Genomic DNA, 17,529 nt, shown 5'->3' with positions numbered 1-17,529 from the left:
CAGCCGGCCGATTGCTTGCTGCGTCGGGTAGATGCGCGGGTCGGGGCCCGCGCACGACAGATTTTTTGGCGTTTCCAACTAAACCTGACAGACTCTAGGCTGCCAGACGCCGAAAGGCGGCCACGACGTCCTGCTCCTTATAGGGTTTCGGAAAAAACAGGCTCCGCGCCGGTAGCGTCACCTCAGACACATCGTGATACCCCGAGGTCAGGATGACGGTGATCGGCGGCCAGCGGTCCCGGATACAGGCGGCCAGCTTCATCCCGTCCATGCCGCGCGGCATGTCGATATCGGTAAAGACGATCCGGATATCCGGTCGCGTCTCCAAAATCCGGACGGCCTCGGTCGCGTCAGCCGCCTCGATCGCCTCAAAACCGGCATCCTCGACCATATCGACCGCCGCCATCCTCAGCAGCGGCTCATCTTCCACAACCAGGATCACGGTTTTTATCTTCGTCATGCTCATCGCTCCCGTCACCCTAGGAAAGCTGCACCTGGGCGAGCGGTGCTCGAAATTCAGCCTCAAAACCTGAGGTGAGGTAATGCAGTTTGACGCCGCCATTACCGAGAAGACCCGTCCGAATAAGCCGAGACCCGAAACCTCTACGGCTCGGCTCCGCTGCCGGCGGCCCTCCCAACTCACGCCAATGCAACGCAAGCTCCGTCTCGTTAGATGAGCTATCGAGCTGCCAAGTCATGACAATTCTTCCGCTCTCGCGAGACAGTGATCCGTATTTCATCGCATTCGTCGTGAGTTCGTGAAGAAGCAAAGACAGTGACAGCGTGGCTTTCGGTCCCATCACGATTTCGGGTCCCGCAATATCGAAGCGTGTGCCATCCTCAAGCAGATTGATGACGCTTTCGACAACTTCGGTCATGCTGGCCGCAGTCCATTTCTGCTGCAGCAGAACATCATGTGCTGCGGACAGGGCATGCAATCGACGCAAAAAACCGTCGATCGGCTCCTGATCCGGCACGGCGCGCAACGTCTGCGTTGCGATCGCCTGGATCATCGCGAAGGTGTTTTTAAGCCGATGGCTGAGTTCGTGATTCAGGACCTGTTGTTCGGCATCCGCCTTCAGCCGTGCCAGGCCGCTTTCCAGCCGATCGGTCACATTGCGAAGGAAGGCCAGCACCTCGGGCGACCAGTCCCTCGGCTGATGATCCTGCACGACCAGCACGGCGACCGTATGCCCACGCTCCCGCACCGGCATATGCAAAGCCAAGGCATTCTGCGTGACGAGCGGCTTGCCGCGCAGAATGCTCTGCCGAAGATCCGCAGGATCAACGACAGGGCCTTGTTCCGTCTCGCCCTCCGCGATCCAGTCTGCCTCGCCCGGCCGATAGAAGCCGCCTTCATCCAGCGCGTGGAAGCCGACGCGGCTCAGGCTCAAAGCCTCGCCCACGATGCGCGCCGCCAGGCGGGTCATCTCGGCCAATGTCGACATTTCCCTCAGCCTGTCGCCCAGATGCGCCAAGGCGAGCCGGCGGGCTTCAGCCGCGCGCTGCTCTGCCGCCAGCACATCACGCTCCGCGATCGCCCGTCTCATGTCGAGCAGGATCGAAACCTGACGGGCCAGATTCCGCAGGCCATCGGCCTGCAATGCGGTCAAGCCGGCCGGCCGGGGTTGGGTATCGATCACGCAGAGACTGCCCAGCACCTCCCCGGTCACGGCATGGAAAGGCGCACCCGCATAGAAGCGAATGAAGGGATCTGCCGTCACCAGCGGATTGGCTTCGCTGCGAGGGTCTTGCGTCAGGTCTGGAATAATGAGGAGGTCAGGCTCGACCAGCGCATGGGCGCAAACCGATCGATTAAGGTCGGTCTCGCAGGGCGCGAAACCGACGCGGGCCTTGAACCACTGGCGGTCATCGGCGACCAGGCTGACCAGAGAGACCGGCGTTTCGCAGATCTGCGCCGCAAGTTGCACGATGCCGTCGAAGGCCGGCTCGGCCGGGCTATCCAGGATCGCGTAATTGGCGAGCGCGGCAAGCCTGTCAGCGTCGAAGGTATAAATCGGTGGTTTCAAATGCTTGATCTCGGTCGCAAGCGGCAATTTGCCCCAATAGGAGCCAGCGCTCCTATCAGCTAGGGGTGTTTTTCGGCAAAACCCAAATGCAGTGCGAAACCTCCCTATCGACGGATTTGGGCTGGTGTCACAACATCTTGATCCTCATCGGATCAGCCGCCGCCCTGGTGTAACCTGCCGCTCACAGGCGCCGAATAGAGAGATGACACATAGGGGAGCATGACCATGGCTAGGAGACGCGAGCTTTTTGGACTGCTGGGTTTGGGCATCGCCGGGGGCGGGCTTCTAAGCCTTCGCTCCCATCCCGCCAAGGCCAGCGCGACCGTTTATCCCGTCAGCCATAGCGATGCGGAGTGGCGGTCCATGCTAAGCCCGGCCGCCTATACCGTGCTGCGGCAGCAAGGCACGGAAGCCCCCTTCTCCAGCAAACTGGATTACGAGACGCGCAAGGGCATTTATGCCTGCGCCGGCTGCGCCCTGCCGGTCTATTCCTCCGCCACCAAATACGACAGCCATACCGGCTGGCCCAGCTTCTGGCAGCCTTTGCCCAAAGGCATTGACCAGAGTTCCGACAATAGTTTCGGCATGGAACGCACGGAAATCCATTGCAGCCGCTGCGGCAGCCATCTGGGCCATGTCTTTCCGGACGGGCCGCAACCGACGGGCCTCCGTTACTGCATGAACGGCGTCGCCCTCACCTTCACCGCTTCGGCGTAAGGATCAAACCATGCCTCGCCATTCCCGCCTGACTGCCATCGCTTCCGCCGCCGGGCTTGCCGTCGTGCTGGCCGCAGGCGCGCTCACCTTCGGTGCCGTCCGCAGCCAGGCGGAAGCGCTGAACAAGATCGTGCCGGCGCCCAGCCTGGACGAAAAGCTTGGCGCTGCCGGCACCGAAACGCTGATTCTGGCTGGCGGCTGCTTCTGGGGCGTCCAGGGCGTCTTCCAGCATGTCCATGGCGTGACGGAGGCGATGTCCGGCTATGACGGTGGCAGCGCCGCCAATGCGCAGTATGAGACGGTCAGCACCGGCACCACGGGCCATGCGGAATCGGTGCGCATCACCTATGACCCGAAGATCATCACCTACGGCAAGCTGCTTCAGATCTATTTCTCGGTCGCGACCGACCCCACCCAGGTGAACCAGCAATACCCGGATACAGGCTCGCAATACCGGTCCGAGATCTTCGCGACGACGCCGGAACAGGCGGCGATCGCCCATGCCTATATCGCGCAGCTTAACCAGTCCAAGACCTACGCCGCGCCGGTCGCGACGATCGTCGGTCAGAATACGGGCTTCTATCCGGCCGAGGGTTATCATCAGAACTACCTGACGCTGCATCCCGACAGCGACTATATCGCGACCTTCGATCTGCCCAAGGTTGGTGCGCTGCAGAAGCTTTTCCCAACCGATTTTTCTGCCCAGCCGATTCTTGTGACCGGCATTAAAAGCTCCTGACCTGACGCTTTTGGATGAGAGGTCAAACGTCTAAGGACCTCTCATCCTGTTTGCCTGGGCCGCGCGCGGCCTTGCAGTTCTGCCTCCCGCTTCCGTGGCAACGGCAGGCCATGGCAAATTTCATGACCCATCCCAAATGTGATCGCAGGGCGTTGAGACGCAATGTGGTCGAGGGATGTCAGTATGGACGGAAGCAGGTTCGTCGTTTTTGTCGCCGCAATCGCCGCGATGGGTGGACTTCTCTTTGGCTATGACACCGGCATTATCTCAGCCGCGCTGCTGTTTATCGGACATGACCTCAACCCCCATGGCGCAGAGCTCGGCAATCTCGCGAAACAGCTGATCGCCTCCGCCATCGTCGCCGGCGCCCTCGTCGGCTGCATGGCGGCCGGGCCGATTTCCGACCGGATCGGCCGCCGGCTGGTTGTCGTTGCGGCCGCAATCGTCTTTATCGTGGGATCGATCACCGCCGCCGCCGCAGGCTCCATCGCGGTGCTTGTGCTGTCCCGCCTGGTGCTGGGTCTCGCGATCGGGGCAACCTCGCAGATCGTGCCCGTCTATATCGCTGAACTGGCGCCGGCCGCTCGGCGCGGCGCTCTGGTCGTGCTCTTCCAGCTTGCGATCGTCGGCGGCATCCTTGTCTCGTCGATCGTCGGCTGGCTGCTGGGGGCAAGCGGCGCCTGGCGGTTGATGTTTCTCCTCGGCATCGTGCCGGCGATCATCCTGCTCGTCGGTCTGTTCTGGCTGCCGGAAAGCCCGCGCTTCCAGTCCCTCAACGGCAATCGGGAGGCCGCACGGAAGACGCTGCTGCGGGTTCGCAGTTCGTCGGCGGAAGTCGATAAGGAACTCGACGATATCGAGGAAACCGTCCATGCGGAACGCAGCTGGTCGGAGCTTTTCACGCCGCGGCTGCGTCCTGCGCTGATCGCCGGCATGGGGGTCGCGATGTTCTCCCAGATCACCGGCACCAATGCGGTGATCTATTATGCGCCGACCATTCTGAAGTCCGCCGGTTTCGGTGAAAATGCCGCGCTGCTGACCTCTCTGGCCGTCGGCGTCACCATCGTCGCCAGCACCTCCTTCGGCATATGGGCGGTGGACCGCTGGGGCCGGCGCAAGCTGATGCTGCGCTTCCTGCCCTTCGCCGCACTCTCCTTGCTGGTCTTGGGCTTCGCCTTCACCAGTGGCACGCCGCATGGCGTTATGCGCTGGCTGGCGGTCGGCGGTCTTCTCGGCAACGAGATTTTCAACGTCGGTTCCATCTCCGTCGCTATCTGGCTGGTCGGCTCCGAAGTCTTCCCGCTCGGTGTCCGCGGCAAGGGCATGAGCATGGTGGCGCTATCGCATTGGAGCTTCGATCTGCTGATCTCGCTGACGACGCTCAGCCTCGTCTCGGCCTTTGGCCCAGCCGGCGCCTTCTGGCTGTTCGGCCTCGCCAATCTGCTCGCCTTCGCCTTCGTCTGGCGGCTGGTGCCGGAAACCCGCGGCCGCAGTCTGGAGAGTATCGAGGCCGATCTGCACAGCGGCAAGTTCCGCGCCGGCTGACCTATCCCTGTGTCAGTCGGCGACATCCGCGACAAGCTGGACCGATGACCAATGCGTGGTCAGCTTGACGCCACCCCAGATATCCTGGCCGGCATAGAAACCGCCGATCGTCCAATGGCTGGGATCGGTATCGAGCGACAGCGGACCGGCACGCAGAAACCCGATCAGCCTTGGCAGCAGGTCGACGTGAATGGTTCGTGTTTCCCCCGACGTCAGAAAGGCCTGGCCCAGCAGGGGCAATCTGTCGTCGACCCCGAAAGGGTTCTTCGTGAAGAAGAAATTGGACCAGGGCTCCGCTCGCATCTTCGCGCAAAAGGCGAGCCGTGGCGCCGGCTGCGGTCCGCAGACGAGGGTCAAAGCAAGCTGATAGAACAGCGTCTGATGGCGGACAGGATTGTTGAGGATGACGGCCATCAGCGCGCTGCCCTGCGCGACACCGCAGACCTCGGGCCTCGCCGAAGGCGTGGCACTGTAGGAGACGGTCGCGCTTGCGGTCAGATGATGGAGCGACGTCAGCGCATAAGCATGGGATTGCGACAGATAGCCGCTGACGTCGAAATGATTGTTCCCTCTATTGGGGGACAGCAGCAGATCGGATTCACGCGGCTGGCCGCCGGCTGTCTGGCAAGGCAGTATCGCGCCGTCCTGTGACAGGGAAATCACCGGCCCGTCGGCCGGCGATTGAGCGACGCTGACGGTAGCCTCCGCCGCATGCGAGGTCGAAATCGGTCCGGCCCCGCCCTGCGTGGAGGTGAAGGCCGACAGATCGCCACCGGGAATATCCCAGGCGACGACACCCCAACTCGCTGCCGGGCCGCTGGCGGTATAAGGCAATGGCCCGCCCGGCGGCACCGGCTGGATAGGCGAATGGATGGAAACGGTGCCGAAGGGTTTGAGCAGCGCGACCTCTGCCGCCGCCGCAGGGCTGACGGCCGCCATCAGGCCGAGCAGAATGCTGGCCGCAAAGCCGCAAATCCGACGCGCCGTCATGATTGTCATCCTAGCATCCTGCCGCTGCTTTCGCTCTGACGAGGGCGCGAATACGATCCGCATCCGCGATCTTGACCGGATTATAGACGATCATGGACAGGTCAGGGCGGCCGTCGACCGCAAAAGCCGAATATTCAACCTCCAGCGGACCAAGGATCGGATGGTGCAAGCGCTTGATCCCCTCGCCATGACTGCTCACGTCATTGTCGCGCCATAGCGCCTCGAATTCGGGGCTGAGCTGACAGAGCTCTTCCACAAGCGCCGCGACTTCCGAAACCGCACCCGCGCGCGCGGCATCGGCCCTGAGCGCGCCGACCGCGAACCGGGCGACCTTGGTCCAGTCTTCCTGCGCCGCACGAACACCCGGATGGCCGAAGATGAGGCGCAGGATGTTCCGCTGACCCGGAACCAGCGCGCTATAATCGGTCAGCAAAATGGTCGCCGCAGGATTCCAAGCGACGATGTCCCACAGCGCGGTTTTGATAATCGTCGGGCTGACCTCAAAACTATCGATCAGGCGCTGCAGACGCGGCGTCACGCCGTCCACCGCCTTGTAGCGCACCTCAGGCGGGCGACCGAGACCGAGCAGAAACAGATGCTCACGCTCGGGCTCGGTCAGCATCAGACCATTGGCGATCCGGTTGAGCACGTCCGGCGAGGGCGCGCCGCCGCGCCCTTGCTCCAGCCAAGTGTACCAGGTCGGGCTGATATTGGCCCGCTGGGCGACCTCCTCCCGCCGCAGCCCCTTGGTCCGCCGACGCGCCGCCGGAAAGCCCAGCGCGGTCGGATCAAGCCGCGTCCGGCGATCCTTGAGGTAGCTGCCCAGCAGATTGTCGGTCTCGACGGCCATGCCCAATCCTATTGGTCATTATACTAGGATAATGTCACTACTTTAACAGGATATGACTCTAGCCGATACTCCGCTCGGATCAATCGGAGATCGTCTCATGCGCGTATTCGTCACTGGCGCCACCGGCTTCATCGGTTCCGCCGTCATCCCTGAACTTCTCAAGGCCGGCCATCAGGTCCTCGGCCTGACGCGGTCGGATGCTGGCGCGGAAGCGCTGATCGCCGCCGGCGCCGAACCCTATCGCGGCACATTGGAAGACCCGGACAGCCTTGCCCATGGTGCCGCCCAATCGGACGGCGTCATCCACTGTGCCTTCGATCATGATTTTTCGAACTTTGTCGCCAATTGCGAGAAGGATCGGCGGGTGATCGCCGCCATGGGCGCCGCGCTCAAAGGCACTGGCAAGCCTCTGGTCATCACCTCCGGCACCGGCATGGGCAGCGCTGGCCTCGGCCAAACCGCGACCGAAGCGGTGGTCAATTGGGATAATCCCAATCCCCGCGTCGCCTCCGAAAAGGAAGGCCAGGCTTTGCTGGATGCCGGGGTCAATGTCTCTGTCATGCGTCTGCCCCAGGTCCATGACCCGGTCAAACAAGGCCTGGTGACGCCCTATGTCATGATGGCGCGTCAGAAAGGGGTCGCTGCCTATATCGGCGAAGGGCTCAACCGCTGGCCGGCGGCCCATGTCAGCGACGTCGCGCGTCTTTACGTCCTGGCGCTGGAAAAGCGCGAGGCCGGCGCCCGCTATCACGCCGTCGCGGAAGAAGGCATCGCGGCGCGTGACATCGCGACCGTCGTCGGGCGCGGCTTGAACGTGCCGGTGCTCTCCCTCTCGGCCGAAGACGCACCAGCCCATTTCGGCTGGCTGGGCTTATTCGTCGGCATGGATCTTCCGGCATCAAGCGCGCAGACGCGCGCAACTCTCGGCTGGCACCCGACCGGCCCCGGGCTGATTTCTGACCTTGAAGCCATGCGCTACTTCGACTGAGTCATGTGCGGGCTTGCCCGATCACAGGCAAGCCCACTCGCCTCGCCCGAATGCAGACATAGACGGCAAGGTCGCTAGGGCATTTCAGGCAGCGATGGTTTCCGCAGCCTGGCCGAAACAGGTCTTTGCCCGGTCCATCAGATAATGCTGGATCGCGCCAGGCACTTGGCGGATGGATGCGGCGCGCGGAAATTCCATCTCCATCATGGACTCACAATTTGGATAAAGCGCCTGATGCTCGGCCCAATTATCGAAACCCATCCGATGCACGTTGTCGACGAAGGTTTCCGCCGGCAAGCCCTCCGCCAATATCAGCGCATGATCGGCCAGTTCGACATGGTAATAAGTAAACGTCCTGGCCATATGATGCTCGCGAAGAATGGAAACGCCATTCACCAGGGCACCCGCCTGAATCAGGACATCCTTGATCAGGACAGCGTGGCAGGGAGACAGAAGCAGGTCCCGGTTTGGGCTATTCGGGCCCAGAGCCCCCGCCTTGATGCGGATCGGCATAACCTGAAGTGCGTCGGCAAAACGGTAGCCGTTCGCGTCATCCCGTTGAATGACACGCCAACCAATCCATTTTATCGGCGCGATCCGACCATCCGCAGTGATGACAGGGTCACCGATGCAAAGCGTTTCAACCCTGCGATCACCGTCAGGCGTTGCGATCAAAGTCCCTGTGACGAAACACGGAACAACTTCCATAATCGCGTCGCCGACGGTTCCGAGCAGATCTCCGTCACTCTCCGCCGTCAGGCCATGGATACCGTCCGCGTTATCCAACAGCGTTGTGACGCTATCTGATCCTGCGGCCAATTCGTAGACGGTCCCGCCTGAGGTCGCACCGGCCGGTGTCGTCGTTCCGTAAATATTGCCATCCGCATCGACCGCGATCTGGTTGATCTCGGACGCACCGCCATCGCTGAACGTCGCCAACTGGGTAAAGACGTGCGTGCCTGCCGCGATCTCGAAAAGATTATTGGCGTTGCCGTAAAGATTGCCTGCTTCGTCCAGAACCAGCTTGCCCGTGGGAAGACGGCCGTTGCCGACATCAAAATTCACCAGCGTCGTGACAATCCCGTCCGGCGTGATTTCGAAAACCGAACCATAGCCGGACGCGCCGGCGTCATTGGTGCCGTAGATTGTGCCGTCGGCACCGATGGTCAGATCGGCATTGGTCGCGACGGAGGCGAAGACGGTCGCCGTACCGGAACCCGCCTTGACCTCATAGATGGTATTGCCGCCCGACGCGTAAAATACATCGCCCGCGGCATCAGCGACGGGCGGCCCCTCGGGCATGCCAGGTGAATAGGCGATGGCCGTCAGCGGGCTGGTGAGGGATACCTCATCGGCGACACCATTGGCCGGGCCGCCATAGTAAGTAGTGGCGTAAACATTGCCCGCGCCGTCGATGCCTAGGCCATCGGTCGGACCGCCGCCGGTCGTGCTATAGTCGTTGAAGATGCCGAGCGTCGTGAAACTGCCGGCCGCGAAGGCAAAGATCGCTGGCCCGTCGGCACCGGTCGCGGTGCCGTAAATGGTCCCCGAACCATCGATCAGCAAACTGTCGCCGAGGGCTTCGCTATAGGTACCAAGCAAAGTTATGCTGGCTGCGGTCACGCTGAGGTGCTCCTGCAGGTTCCAAATTCGCCTGCCCGCACTGAACCATTTTTATCCTCTATGTCGCAAGTGAAACGTTATGGCCGTTTTTAGATAGGAATAGGGTCAAGGCAGGTTTTCGCGAAAGATCGCATGCACGCGCATCGGCCGGGCGACCGGTCTTTCCGTGCCGCGCGCGGCCTGCACCAGCAGATCGATCGCCTCCCGCGCTTCAACGCGCGGATTCTGGTCGATCAGCGCATCGATGGTGCCGGCGACCAGCAGGCGGCGCGTGCCCTCGGTCAGTTCATGGCCGATCAGGACGACCTCCGGCCCGCGCCCGGATTCCTCCAGCGCCCGGGCGATGCCCTCCACCCCGCCGCCGATGCTGTAAATCCCCGCAAGGTCCGGGTGACGCTCCAGCAGGCGCCGCGCCTCCTCATAGCCGCGCGTCATGTCATCGCTCACTTCGCGCAGTTCCACGATCGCGAGGCCAGGATGGGATTCCGTCAGGATATGGCGGAAGCCCATCTCCCGCTCCTCATGACCGCGATAGGAGAGCGACCCCGCGAACAGCGCGACCTTGGCGACGTCTTCCCGCACGAAGCGGCCCAGCAGATGTCCGGCCAGCCGCCCGGCCGCGCGATTGTCGATCCCGACATAGTCCAGGCGCGGCACTTGCGTGATGTCGGACGCAAGCGTCACCACCGGCGTGCCTTCGGCAATGACGCTGCGGATCGCCTCTCGCAGCAGCGGATGGTCCAGCGCCGTAATGCCCAGCCCCTGGGACCGACCGGCGAGTTCGCCAAGCTTCGCCGCCATGGCCGCCGGATTGAACCCCTCGATCATATGCAGGCGGAGTTCGACGTCCGGCCGCGACGCGGCGTTTTCCGCGAGAAGACGCGCGAGATTGAGAATGAAACTATTGGTGCCGTCCGGCAGCACGAAATCGAGCGTCAGCGGTGGGCCTGCCATGACCGGTTCCGGCTCGATCGAAAGATAGCCGAGACGGTTCGCCACCTGCAGCACGCGTTGCCGGGTTCTGTCCCGCACCCCAGGCCGGTCGTTGATGACCCGGTCTACCGTCGCGAGGGAGGCGCCGGACTGGCGGGCGATATCCTCAAGCGTCGGACGCCGCCTGGTCGTCGTCCTTAGGCCGTCTCCGTCAAGCGCCATCCTGGTCTCTCACAAATAGAACCTCAAAACACATCATTGCCGCATGCGCTTGCTTCGGCACGATAATTTTCTTTAGAAATCGAACATAAACACCTCAATACACATCATTAAATGATTTGTCTTGATGTTTTAGAAATCATTCTTTTAAAGTGACGACGGCATCGCGAAACCGTCATCAAGGCGGCCGCGGTCGCCACCGTCAAAAGCAACGGCCGCGGATGGTGCAACCGCGACCGATCAAAAAGCACCACGGGGAAACGCAATGGCACTCACGCGTCGGGGCTTCGCCTCCTCTGCTCTTGGTCTGGCCGGGGCCGCCGCTTTGGCGGGCATCAGACCGGGCGAGGCCGCGGAGCCGATCACGATCGGCCTGTCCAACGGCTATTTCGGCACGGAATGGCGCGATCAGATGATCGACGCGTCCAAGACGCAATTCGCGATGTACGAAAGCCAGGGCCTGGCCCATAAGCTCATCGTGCAGCAGGCGGGGCCGGATACCGCCGCCCAGATCCAGGACGTGCGGAACATGATCCGCAGCCGCGTCAATGTTTTGATGATCGACGCCAATTCCGCGACCGCGCTGACCGGCGTCATTCATGAGGCGAAACGCGCCAAAATCCCGGTCATCGCCTTCGATCAGGCGGTCAGCGATCCCTATGCCATCAATGTCGGCATCGACGAATATGATTGGGGCAAGCATTACGCGGAATGGATTGTCGCTCAGCTGAAGGGCCAGGGCCGCGTCGCGGTGATGGACGGCGTGCCGGGCCACCCGGCCGCGGTCGCGCGCCGCACCGCCTTCATGGATGTCTTCGCCAAGAATCCCGGCATCAAGATCGTCTGGTCCGGCTACGGCATGTGGGATCAGGCCAAGGCCCAGGCCGTCATGGCGACGGTGCTGGCCGCAACCCCGCATATCGACGCGGTCTGCACCGAAGACGGCATGGGCCTCGGCATCATGCGGGCCTTTCAGGCCGCCGGCAGGCCTGTGCCGATCATGACGGGCGAAGCACAGAAATCCTTCCTGCTCGCCTGGAAGAAGGAGCGTGACGCCGGGCATGACGTGCATCTGTTTGCACGCTCAAACCCGCCCGAGATCGGGCGCACGGCCGTCGGTGTCGCGGTGCGCATCGCCCAGGGCCGCACCCTGAAGCCTTTGCCCAATAATACTTATCACTATCCGATCAAGGTTGAGGTCACGAACGACAATCTCGACCAGTTGCTGGCCAGCGTCGCGGATAAGCCGGACGGTTATTTCCTCGGCGAATACTTGAGCGAGAGCGAATTGGACAAGCTTTTCGTATAATGACCGAGACCTTGCCCCTGCCGCCCGCCTGCGTCACCGCCCGCCGGATCAGCAAATCCTTCGGCGGTGTCGCGGCGCTGGACAGTGTCGATCTCGCGCCCCGGCCCGGCCGGGTGCTCGGCCTGCTCGGCGCCAACGGCTCGGGCAAGTCGACGCTGTGCCGCATCATCGCGGGTGAGATGATGTCGGACGGCGGCGAATTGCTGGTGGACGGGCAGCCCGCGCGTTTCACGACGCCAAAGGATGCGGTGCGGCGTGGCGTCGTCATCGCCCATCAGCATCCGAGCCTCGCGCCCGATCTGCCGGTCTGGGAAAATCTGTTTCTGGGCATGGAACGTTGCGGTCGCGGCGGTTTCGTCTCCCGCGCCGGCAGCAGGCGGGCGGCCTGGCATATGCTGCAGGCAGTCGGTCTCGACATCGATATCGACCAGCCCGTCGAACGCCTCTCGGCCGCCGAGCAGCAACTGGTCGAAATCGCACGCGCGCTGTCGCGGGAGCCGCGATTGCTGATCCTGGATGAGCCGACCGCCGCGCTCTCGGCCGCACTGGTCGATCGCCTTTTCGCCCATGTGCGCGCGCTGGCGGCCAGCGGCACCGCCATCATCTTCATCTCCCACCGGCTGCAGGAGGTCGAGGCTTTGTGCGACGACCTCGTCGTGCTGCGCAACGGCCGCCGCGTCGGCTCCTGGGAACTCGACGGCAGCTTGGATGAGGCGCGGGTACTGGATCTGCTGACCGGCGATTCCGACGCACCGGCGCGGCTGACGGAACGCAAGCCGCGTGATACGCAGGACGTTGTGCTGACATTGGAAGGTTTGTGCGCGGGCCAAGCCCTGCGCGGCGTCGATCTCGATCTTCATAGTGGCGAAATTCTCGGCATTGCGGGATTGCAGGGCCAAGGGCAGGAACAGTTGCTCGACACGGTCGCTGGCTTCCGCCGCAAGGATGGCGGTCGCATCCTGCATCGCGGTCGCGCCCTCTCGCCTCACCGTCCGCGCGACATGATCCGGCGCGGCATCTGCCTGGTGCCGAATGACCGTCACCGGCAGGGCCTGTTCATGGATCAGACGGTCGGCGAAAACCTCGCCGCCGTCGCGCTCGCCATGCAGCCGCGTCCCTGGCGCCTGCGTCGGCGCCGGCTGGCGGAGTTCGTGCGCCAGACCATTCCGCGCCTGCTGATCAAGACGCGTGGACCGACGCAACCGGTCGCGACCCTCTCCGGCGGCAATCAGCAGAAGGTCGTCATCGGAAAATGGCTGGAAGGGCCGGTCGATGTGCTGCTGCTCAGCGACCCGACCAAGGGCGTCGATCTGCGGGCGCGACGGGAAATCTACGACACCATCGGCGATCTTGTCGCCGGCGGCAGCGCGGCGCTGGTCTATGCGTCGGACATTCATGAGTTGCTACATCACTGCGACCGGATCCTGGTCATGTATGAAGGCCGCGTGGTCGAGACACTGTCGGGCTCCGCGATGACCGAGCAACGCGTCATCGCCGCCAGCTTTGGACGCGCGGCATGAGCGCCGTCACCGGACAGCCCCGGACCCGTCTGGCCGTCGCCCCCTGGCAGGCGCTGCGCCGCAGCGGGCTGGGACCCGGCCTGCTCATGCTGCTGGTCGTGGTCAGTCTCAATATCGCCTTGCAGCCGGATTTCTTTTCGGGCTCCTCGCTCTCCGGCAATATCGCGACCTTCGCGCCGACCATTCTGATCTGCGTCGCGCAAGCCGTCATCGTGCTCAGCCGGGAGCTTGATCTGTCTCTCGGCGCCGGCGTCTCGCTGATCAATTGCGTCATGGCCAGCCTGCCGCAGGACAAGCTTGGCGGCCCGCTCGGCGTCATCGCGGTCGCCGTGCTCGTGGCCCTCCTTCTGGGTGCCGTCAACGGGCTGCTGGTTGCCTATGCCGGTCTGCCGTCTTTGGTCGCGACCTTTGCGACCGGCGCCATCTGGTTCGGCCTGGCGCTCACCATCATGCCGCAGCCGGGCGGCGTGATTTCGGACGCGATCGGCGACGGCTATGCCGGCACGTTGCTGGGTATCCCGGTACCGCTGCTGATCATCGCCGTCGCCATGGCCTGCTGGGCGCTGCTGGCGCGGCATCGCGCCGGGCGCCGCATCATCGCGGTCGGCAGCAATCCGGAAGCGGCAGCGGTCGCGGGCATTCCCCTCCGCCGCACCAAGCTGCTCGCCTATCTGGTGGCCTGGATGCTCGTCTGCCTCGGCGCCATCGCCATTTCCGCCCAGACCATGTCGGGCGATCCGCGCCTGGGCCAAAGCTATACGCTCGCCTCCGTCGCGGCGGTCGTGATCGGCGGCGTTTCTCTGGGTGGCGGACGCGGCACACCCTGGGGCGCGCTGATCGGCGCGCTGGTCCTCGGTCTCGTCACCAATGTCATCTATTTCGCCGGCATTTCCAGCAGCTGGCAGGAATTCGTGAAAGGCTTCGTCATCGTCGCCGCCCTCGGCTTCATGGTGCTGGAAGGACGGCGCCGCGCATGAACAAGCATCTCGCCCGGCCCCTCGCGCTCATCGGTGTCGCAATCCTGCTGCTGCTCGTCGGCCAGATTCTCATGCCGGGCTTCCTCAGCCTCGGCCAGGTCAGCAATCAGCTCAAGATCGCGGCCTTCCTGGGCATCTTCGGCCTCTGCCAGACCATCGTCATCGCGGCCGGCGGCCAGGGATTGGATCTGTCGGTCGGCGCCAGCGCCACGCTCGGCGGCATCCTGGGCGCCGCCCTCATGCAGGGCAGCAACGGGCTGACCGCGCCGGCCTTGCTGGCGGCCGTCGCGGCCGGCGGGCTGGTCGGTATCGTCAACGGTGTCGGCATCGCGCTGATGCGCGTACCCCCGCTGGTGGCCACGCTCGCCATTGCCAGCGTCGTCGACGGCGGCACTATCCTCGGCGTCTCCATCGTTCATCCCGCCAATTCGGCCAGCCCCTTGCTGGTCGCCATCGGCGGCTGGGCCAGCGGCGGCGTCCCCAATATCGTCATCGTCTGGGCGGTCCTCGGCGCCATTGCCGTCTGGCTGCTCTCGGCCTCCGCCTGGGGCAAGCGATTGACGGCGACGGGCGCCAACCCCTTGGCCGCGCTGCTCTCGGGCAATCACGTCACGGGCATCCGCATCGCGGCCTATGGGCTCAGCGGCGCGCTGGCCGCCCTCGCCGGCTTCCTGCTCACGGGTTATGTCGGTCAGGCATTCTTCGGCCTCGGCGATCCTTACATTCTCACCAGCGTCGTCGTCGCCGTCATCGGCGGCGCTACGCTCGCGGGTGGCCGCGCACCCTATGCCGGGGTCGCGGCGGCTGCCATCATGATGACGGTGCTGGTCAGCCTGCTGACGGCTCTCGCCATCGGCGAGGCCGGACGGCAGATCATCTTCGGCCTCGTGCTGCTCGGCTTTCTGGCACTCGACCGGATGATGAAAGGCAGCCTGCGCGCGGTCATTCTCAGCCGGTTCCGCACCCCCACCCCGATTGCGGCGGCATCCTCCGCCCCAGACACCTCCCGAGGAGGCTGACTTGGCAGAGCCGATCGACTTCACCCCCGACGCCCCCATCCGCTGCCGCGATTTCCGCATCGGCTGCATCGGCGCCGGCTTCATCATGGCCGATATCCATCTCGCCGCCTATCACGAGGCACGGTTTGCGGTGGCCGCCATCGCCTCGCGCAGCCGCGACAAGGCGGCCGGCGTGGCCGAGCGCTGGAATATTCCGGTGGTCCATGACACGCCGGAGGCTTTGATCGATGCTGGCGGTTTCGAGATTCTGGACATCGCCTATCCGCCGCATCAGCAGCCCGCGCTGATCCGTCAGGCGCTGGCGCAACCCGGTATCCGCGCCATCCTGGCGCAGAAGCCCCTCGCCCTCGATCTCGCGACGGCCGAGGCGCTGGTCGCGGAAGCCAAGGCCGCGGGCAAGATCCTGTCGGTCAATCAGAACATGCGCTTCGATCAATCCATGCGCGTGCTGAAACAGGTGCTGGATCGCGGCGCCCTCGGCACGCCCGTCATGGCCAGCATCGATATGCGCGCCATTCCGCATTGGCAGCCCTTCCTGCGCGACTACGGGCGGCTGACGCTGCTCAATATGTCGATCCATCATCTCGATGTGCTGCGCCATCTATTCGGCGAGGTCGAAGCGATTTCGACGACCGTGCGCCCCGATCCGCGCACCGAATTCGCGCATCAGGACGGTATCTGCATCTCCACCCTCACCTTCCGTTCCGGGGTCATCGCGCTTTCGCTGGAAGATGTCTGGGCCGGGCCCCGGGCCAAGGGGTATGAGGGCGATATCTACATCAAATGGCGGGTCGAAGGCACGGCAGGCATTGCTCAGGGCAGCATCGGCTGGCCGGACTATCCGAACGGCTCGCCCTCCACCTTCCGCTATTCCTCGCAAGTGACGACCGACGGCAAATGGGTCGAACCGACCTGGACGACGCGCTGGTTTCCCCAGGCCTTTGCGGGCGTGATGGAGCAATTGCAATACGCGCTCGCCACCGACACGCACCCGGCGCTAAGTGCCGAGGACAATCTCGCCACCATGGCGCTGATCGAAGCCGCCTACCGCTCGGTCTCGGACCAGCGGACCGTTAAGCTTTCCGAATTCGGCTATTGAACGCCGACAAGACCAATAAGAACAGAGGAGAACAACACAGATGCAACAGGTCGGAATCTTCAGCGGATACTTTCCTTACGCCCTTGCCGAGCAGGCGCGGAAAATAAAGGCGATCGGCTTCAATACGGTGCAGCTCGACCTTGCCTTCAAGGATATCGATTTCTCGACCCCGGATTCGATCACCGTCGAGAAGGCGAAGCTGGTCCGGGAAACGTTCCGGGACTACAACCTGCCGATCTGCGCCATCTCGGGCTATACCAATATCGTGCATCCCGATCCGGATGAGCGGAAGCGCCGGCTCGACTACCTCAAGGCCATCATCCGCAATGCGCGCAACTTCGGCACGCCTTATGTGATTTCCGAGACCGGCACCTTCAATACGGAATCCGATTGGGTGCATCACCCCAAGAACAAGACGGAAGAAGGGTTCGAGGATTGCCGGAAAGTCATCGCCGAACTCTCTCAGGTCGCCTATGACCATGGCGCAGTCTTCCTGCTGGAAACCTATGTCAATAACGTCATCGGCTCGGTGGAGGAGACGGTGCGCGTCTTCGCCGAAGTCGATCACCCCGGCCTCGGCCTGCTCATGGATCCCACGAATTACTTCGAGGATCACAATATCGATAAAATGGACGCGGTGCTGAAGCAGATCTTCGACACGCTCGCCGGCCATGTCCGCATCGCCCATGCCAAGGACGTCAAGCGGTCGATGGAGACGAGCGAGAAGCATGCTGAGATCGATGCCTCGGAAGCGCATTCCTTCCGCGGCGTCGGGTCGATCGAACTGCCCGCCCCCGGCCTCGGCGCGCTGAACTACGACTACTATCTCAAGCGCCTGTCCGAGAAGCATCCGAATATCCCGATCGTCATCGAACACCTGGATGAGACGGACGTGCCGCGGGCCAAGAAGTTCCTGGACGGCAAGCTGCGCGCGCTCGGCGTTTGACAACGCGACACGCCACAATCGCGAG

At 63.3% G+C, this 17,529-nt stretch carries 16 protein-coding genes; 10 read left to right on the top strand and 6 right to left on the bottom strand.

The features are described from left to right. Positions 1 to 94 precede the first annotated feature (94 nt). The gene (locus ACELLULO517_RS13255; RefSeq protein WP_227307875.1) at positions 95 to 460 is read right to left on the bottom strand and encodes a response regulator; all 366 of its coding nucleotides are present in this window, start codon (positions 458 to 460) and stop codon (positions 95 to 97) included. Positions 461 to 479: 19 nt separating this feature from the next. Further along, positions 480 to 2,030, bottom strand: coding sequence for a sensor histidine kinase (locus ACELLULO517_RS13250; protein WP_227307874.1), 1,551 nt, complete (start codon positions 2,028 to 2,030; stop codon positions 480 to 482). 225 nt (positions 2,031 to 2,255) lie between these two features. Between ACELLULO517_RS13250 and msrB the strand changes: the two genes are divergently transcribed. The 3 genes from msrB (at position 2,256) to ACELLULO517_RS13235 (ending at position 5,031) form a co-directional block, all read left to right on the top strand. Further along, positions 2,256 to 2,747: a peptide-methionine (R)-S-oxide reductase MsrB gene (msrB, locus tag ACELLULO517_RS13245; RefSeq protein WP_227307873.1), complete on the top strand. Its 492-nt coding sequence runs from the start codon at positions 2,256 to 2,258 to the stop codon at positions 2,745 to 2,747. Positions 2,748 to 2,757: 10 nt separating this feature from the next. Further along, a complete protein-coding gene (gene msrA, locus ACELLULO517_RS13240) occupies positions 2,758 to 3,486 on the top strand; it encodes a peptide-methionine (S)-S-oxide reductase MsrA (protein ID WP_227307872.1) in 729 nt (242 codons plus the stop codon). Between the two features lie 183 nt (positions 3,487 to 3,669). Next, positions 3,670 to 5,031, top strand: coding sequence for a sugar porter family MFS transporter (locus ACELLULO517_RS13235; protein WP_227307871.1), 1,362 nt, complete (start codon positions 3,670 to 3,672; stop codon positions 5,029 to 5,031). Positions 5,032 to 5,043: 12 nt separating this feature from the next. Here the strand turns inward: ACELLULO517_RS13235 and ACELLULO517_RS13230 are convergent, their stop codons facing one another. Together ACELLULO517_RS13230 and ACELLULO517_RS13225 are read right to left on the bottom strand one after the other, a co-directional pair. Beyond that, positions 5,044 to 6,021 carry a hypothetical protein gene (locus ACELLULO517_RS13230; RefSeq protein WP_227307870.1) on the bottom strand — a complete coding sequence of 326 codons (978 nt, stop codon included), beginning with the start codon at positions 6,019 to 6,021 and terminating at the stop codon, positions 5,044 to 5,046. A 10-nt stretch (positions 6,022 to 6,031) separates the two neighbouring features. Then, complete coding sequence (locus ACELLULO517_RS13225) at positions 6,032 to 6,871, bottom strand: helix-turn-helix transcriptional regulator (RefSeq protein ID WP_227307869.1); 840 nt, start codon at positions 6,869 to 6,871, stop codon at positions 6,032 to 6,034. Positions 6,872 to 6,968: 97 nt separating this feature from the next. On the opposite strand from ACELLULO517_RS13225, the gene ACELLULO517_RS13220 reads away from it, so the two are divergent. Beyond that, a complete protein-coding gene (locus ACELLULO517_RS13220) occupies positions 6,969 to 7,859 on the top strand; it encodes an SDR family oxidoreductase (RefSeq protein WP_227307868.1) in 891 nt (296 codons plus the stop codon). Between the two features lie 84 nt (positions 7,860 to 7,943). Here the strand turns inward: ACELLULO517_RS13220 and ACELLULO517_RS28910 are convergent, their stop codons facing one another. Beyond that, the gene (locus ACELLULO517_RS28910) at positions 7,944 to 9,482 is read right to left on the bottom strand and encodes a Hint domain-containing protein (RefSeq protein ID WP_227307867.1); all 1,539 of its coding nucleotides are present in this window, start codon (positions 9,480 to 9,482) and stop codon (positions 7,944 to 7,946) included. 105 nt (positions 9,483 to 9,587) lie between these two features. After that, positions 9,588 to 10,637 carry a LacI family DNA-binding transcriptional regulator gene (locus tag ACELLULO517_RS13210; protein ID WP_227307866.1) on the bottom strand — a complete coding sequence of 350 codons (1,050 nt, stop codon included), beginning with the start codon at positions 10,635 to 10,637 and terminating at the stop codon, positions 9,588 to 9,590. A 262-nt stretch (positions 10,638 to 10,899) separates the two neighbouring features. Between ACELLULO517_RS13210 and ACELLULO517_RS13205 the strand changes: the two genes are divergently transcribed. The 6 genes from ACELLULO517_RS13205 to ACELLULO517_RS13180 are packed head-to-tail and all read left to right on the top strand — an operon-like array spanning position 10,900 to position 17,504. Then, positions 10,900 to 11,943 (top strand): ABC transporter substrate binding protein, encoded by a 1,044-nt coding sequence (locus ACELLULO517_RS13205; RefSeq protein WP_227307865.1) that lies wholly within the window; start codon positions 10,900 to 10,902, stop codon positions 11,941 to 11,943. Beyond that, the gene (locus tag ACELLULO517_RS13200) at positions 11,943 to 13,463 is read left to right on the top strand and encodes a sugar ABC transporter ATP-binding protein (protein ID WP_227307864.1); all 1,521 of its coding nucleotides are present in this window, start codon (positions 11,943 to 11,945) and stop codon (positions 13,461 to 13,463) included. Before ACELLULO517_RS13205 ends, ACELLULO517_RS13200 begins: the two co-directional genes overlap by 1 nt. Continuing rightward, positions 13,460 to 14,440: an ABC transporter permease gene (locus ACELLULO517_RS13195; protein ID WP_227307863.1), complete on the top strand. Its 981-nt coding sequence runs from the start codon at positions 13,460 to 13,462 to the stop codon at positions 14,438 to 14,440. Before ACELLULO517_RS13200 ends, ACELLULO517_RS13195 begins: the two co-directional genes overlap by 4 nt. Then, positions 14,437 to 15,459, top strand: a complete 1,023-nt coding sequence (locus ACELLULO517_RS13190; RefSeq protein ID WP_227307862.1) for an ABC transporter permease — start codon at positions 14,437 to 14,439, stop codon at positions 15,457 to 15,459. Before ACELLULO517_RS13195 ends, ACELLULO517_RS13190 begins: the two co-directional genes overlap by 4 nt. A 1-nt stretch (position 15,460) precedes the next feature. Continuing rightward, positions 15,461 to 16,558, top strand: a complete 1,098-nt coding sequence (locus tag ACELLULO517_RS13185; protein WP_227307861.1) for a Gfo/Idh/MocA family protein — start codon at positions 15,461 to 15,463, stop codon at positions 16,556 to 16,558. A 40-nt stretch (positions 16,559 to 16,598) separates the two neighbouring features. Beyond that, positions 16,599 to 17,504: a sugar phosphate isomerase/epimerase family protein gene (locus tag ACELLULO517_RS13180; protein ID WP_227307860.1), complete on the top strand. Its 906-nt coding sequence runs from the start codon at positions 16,599 to 16,601 to the stop codon at positions 17,502 to 17,504. Positions 17,505 to 17,529: the final 25 nt, after the last annotated feature.

The sequence above is a fragment of the Acidisoma cellulosilyticum genome, from assembly GCF_020621385.1.
Classification (GTDB): domain Bacteria; phylum Pseudomonadota; class Alphaproteobacteria; order Acetobacterales; family Acetobacteraceae; genus Acidisoma; species Acidisoma cellulosilyticum.
This window is presented reverse-complemented; position numbering and strand designations above follow the sequence as displayed.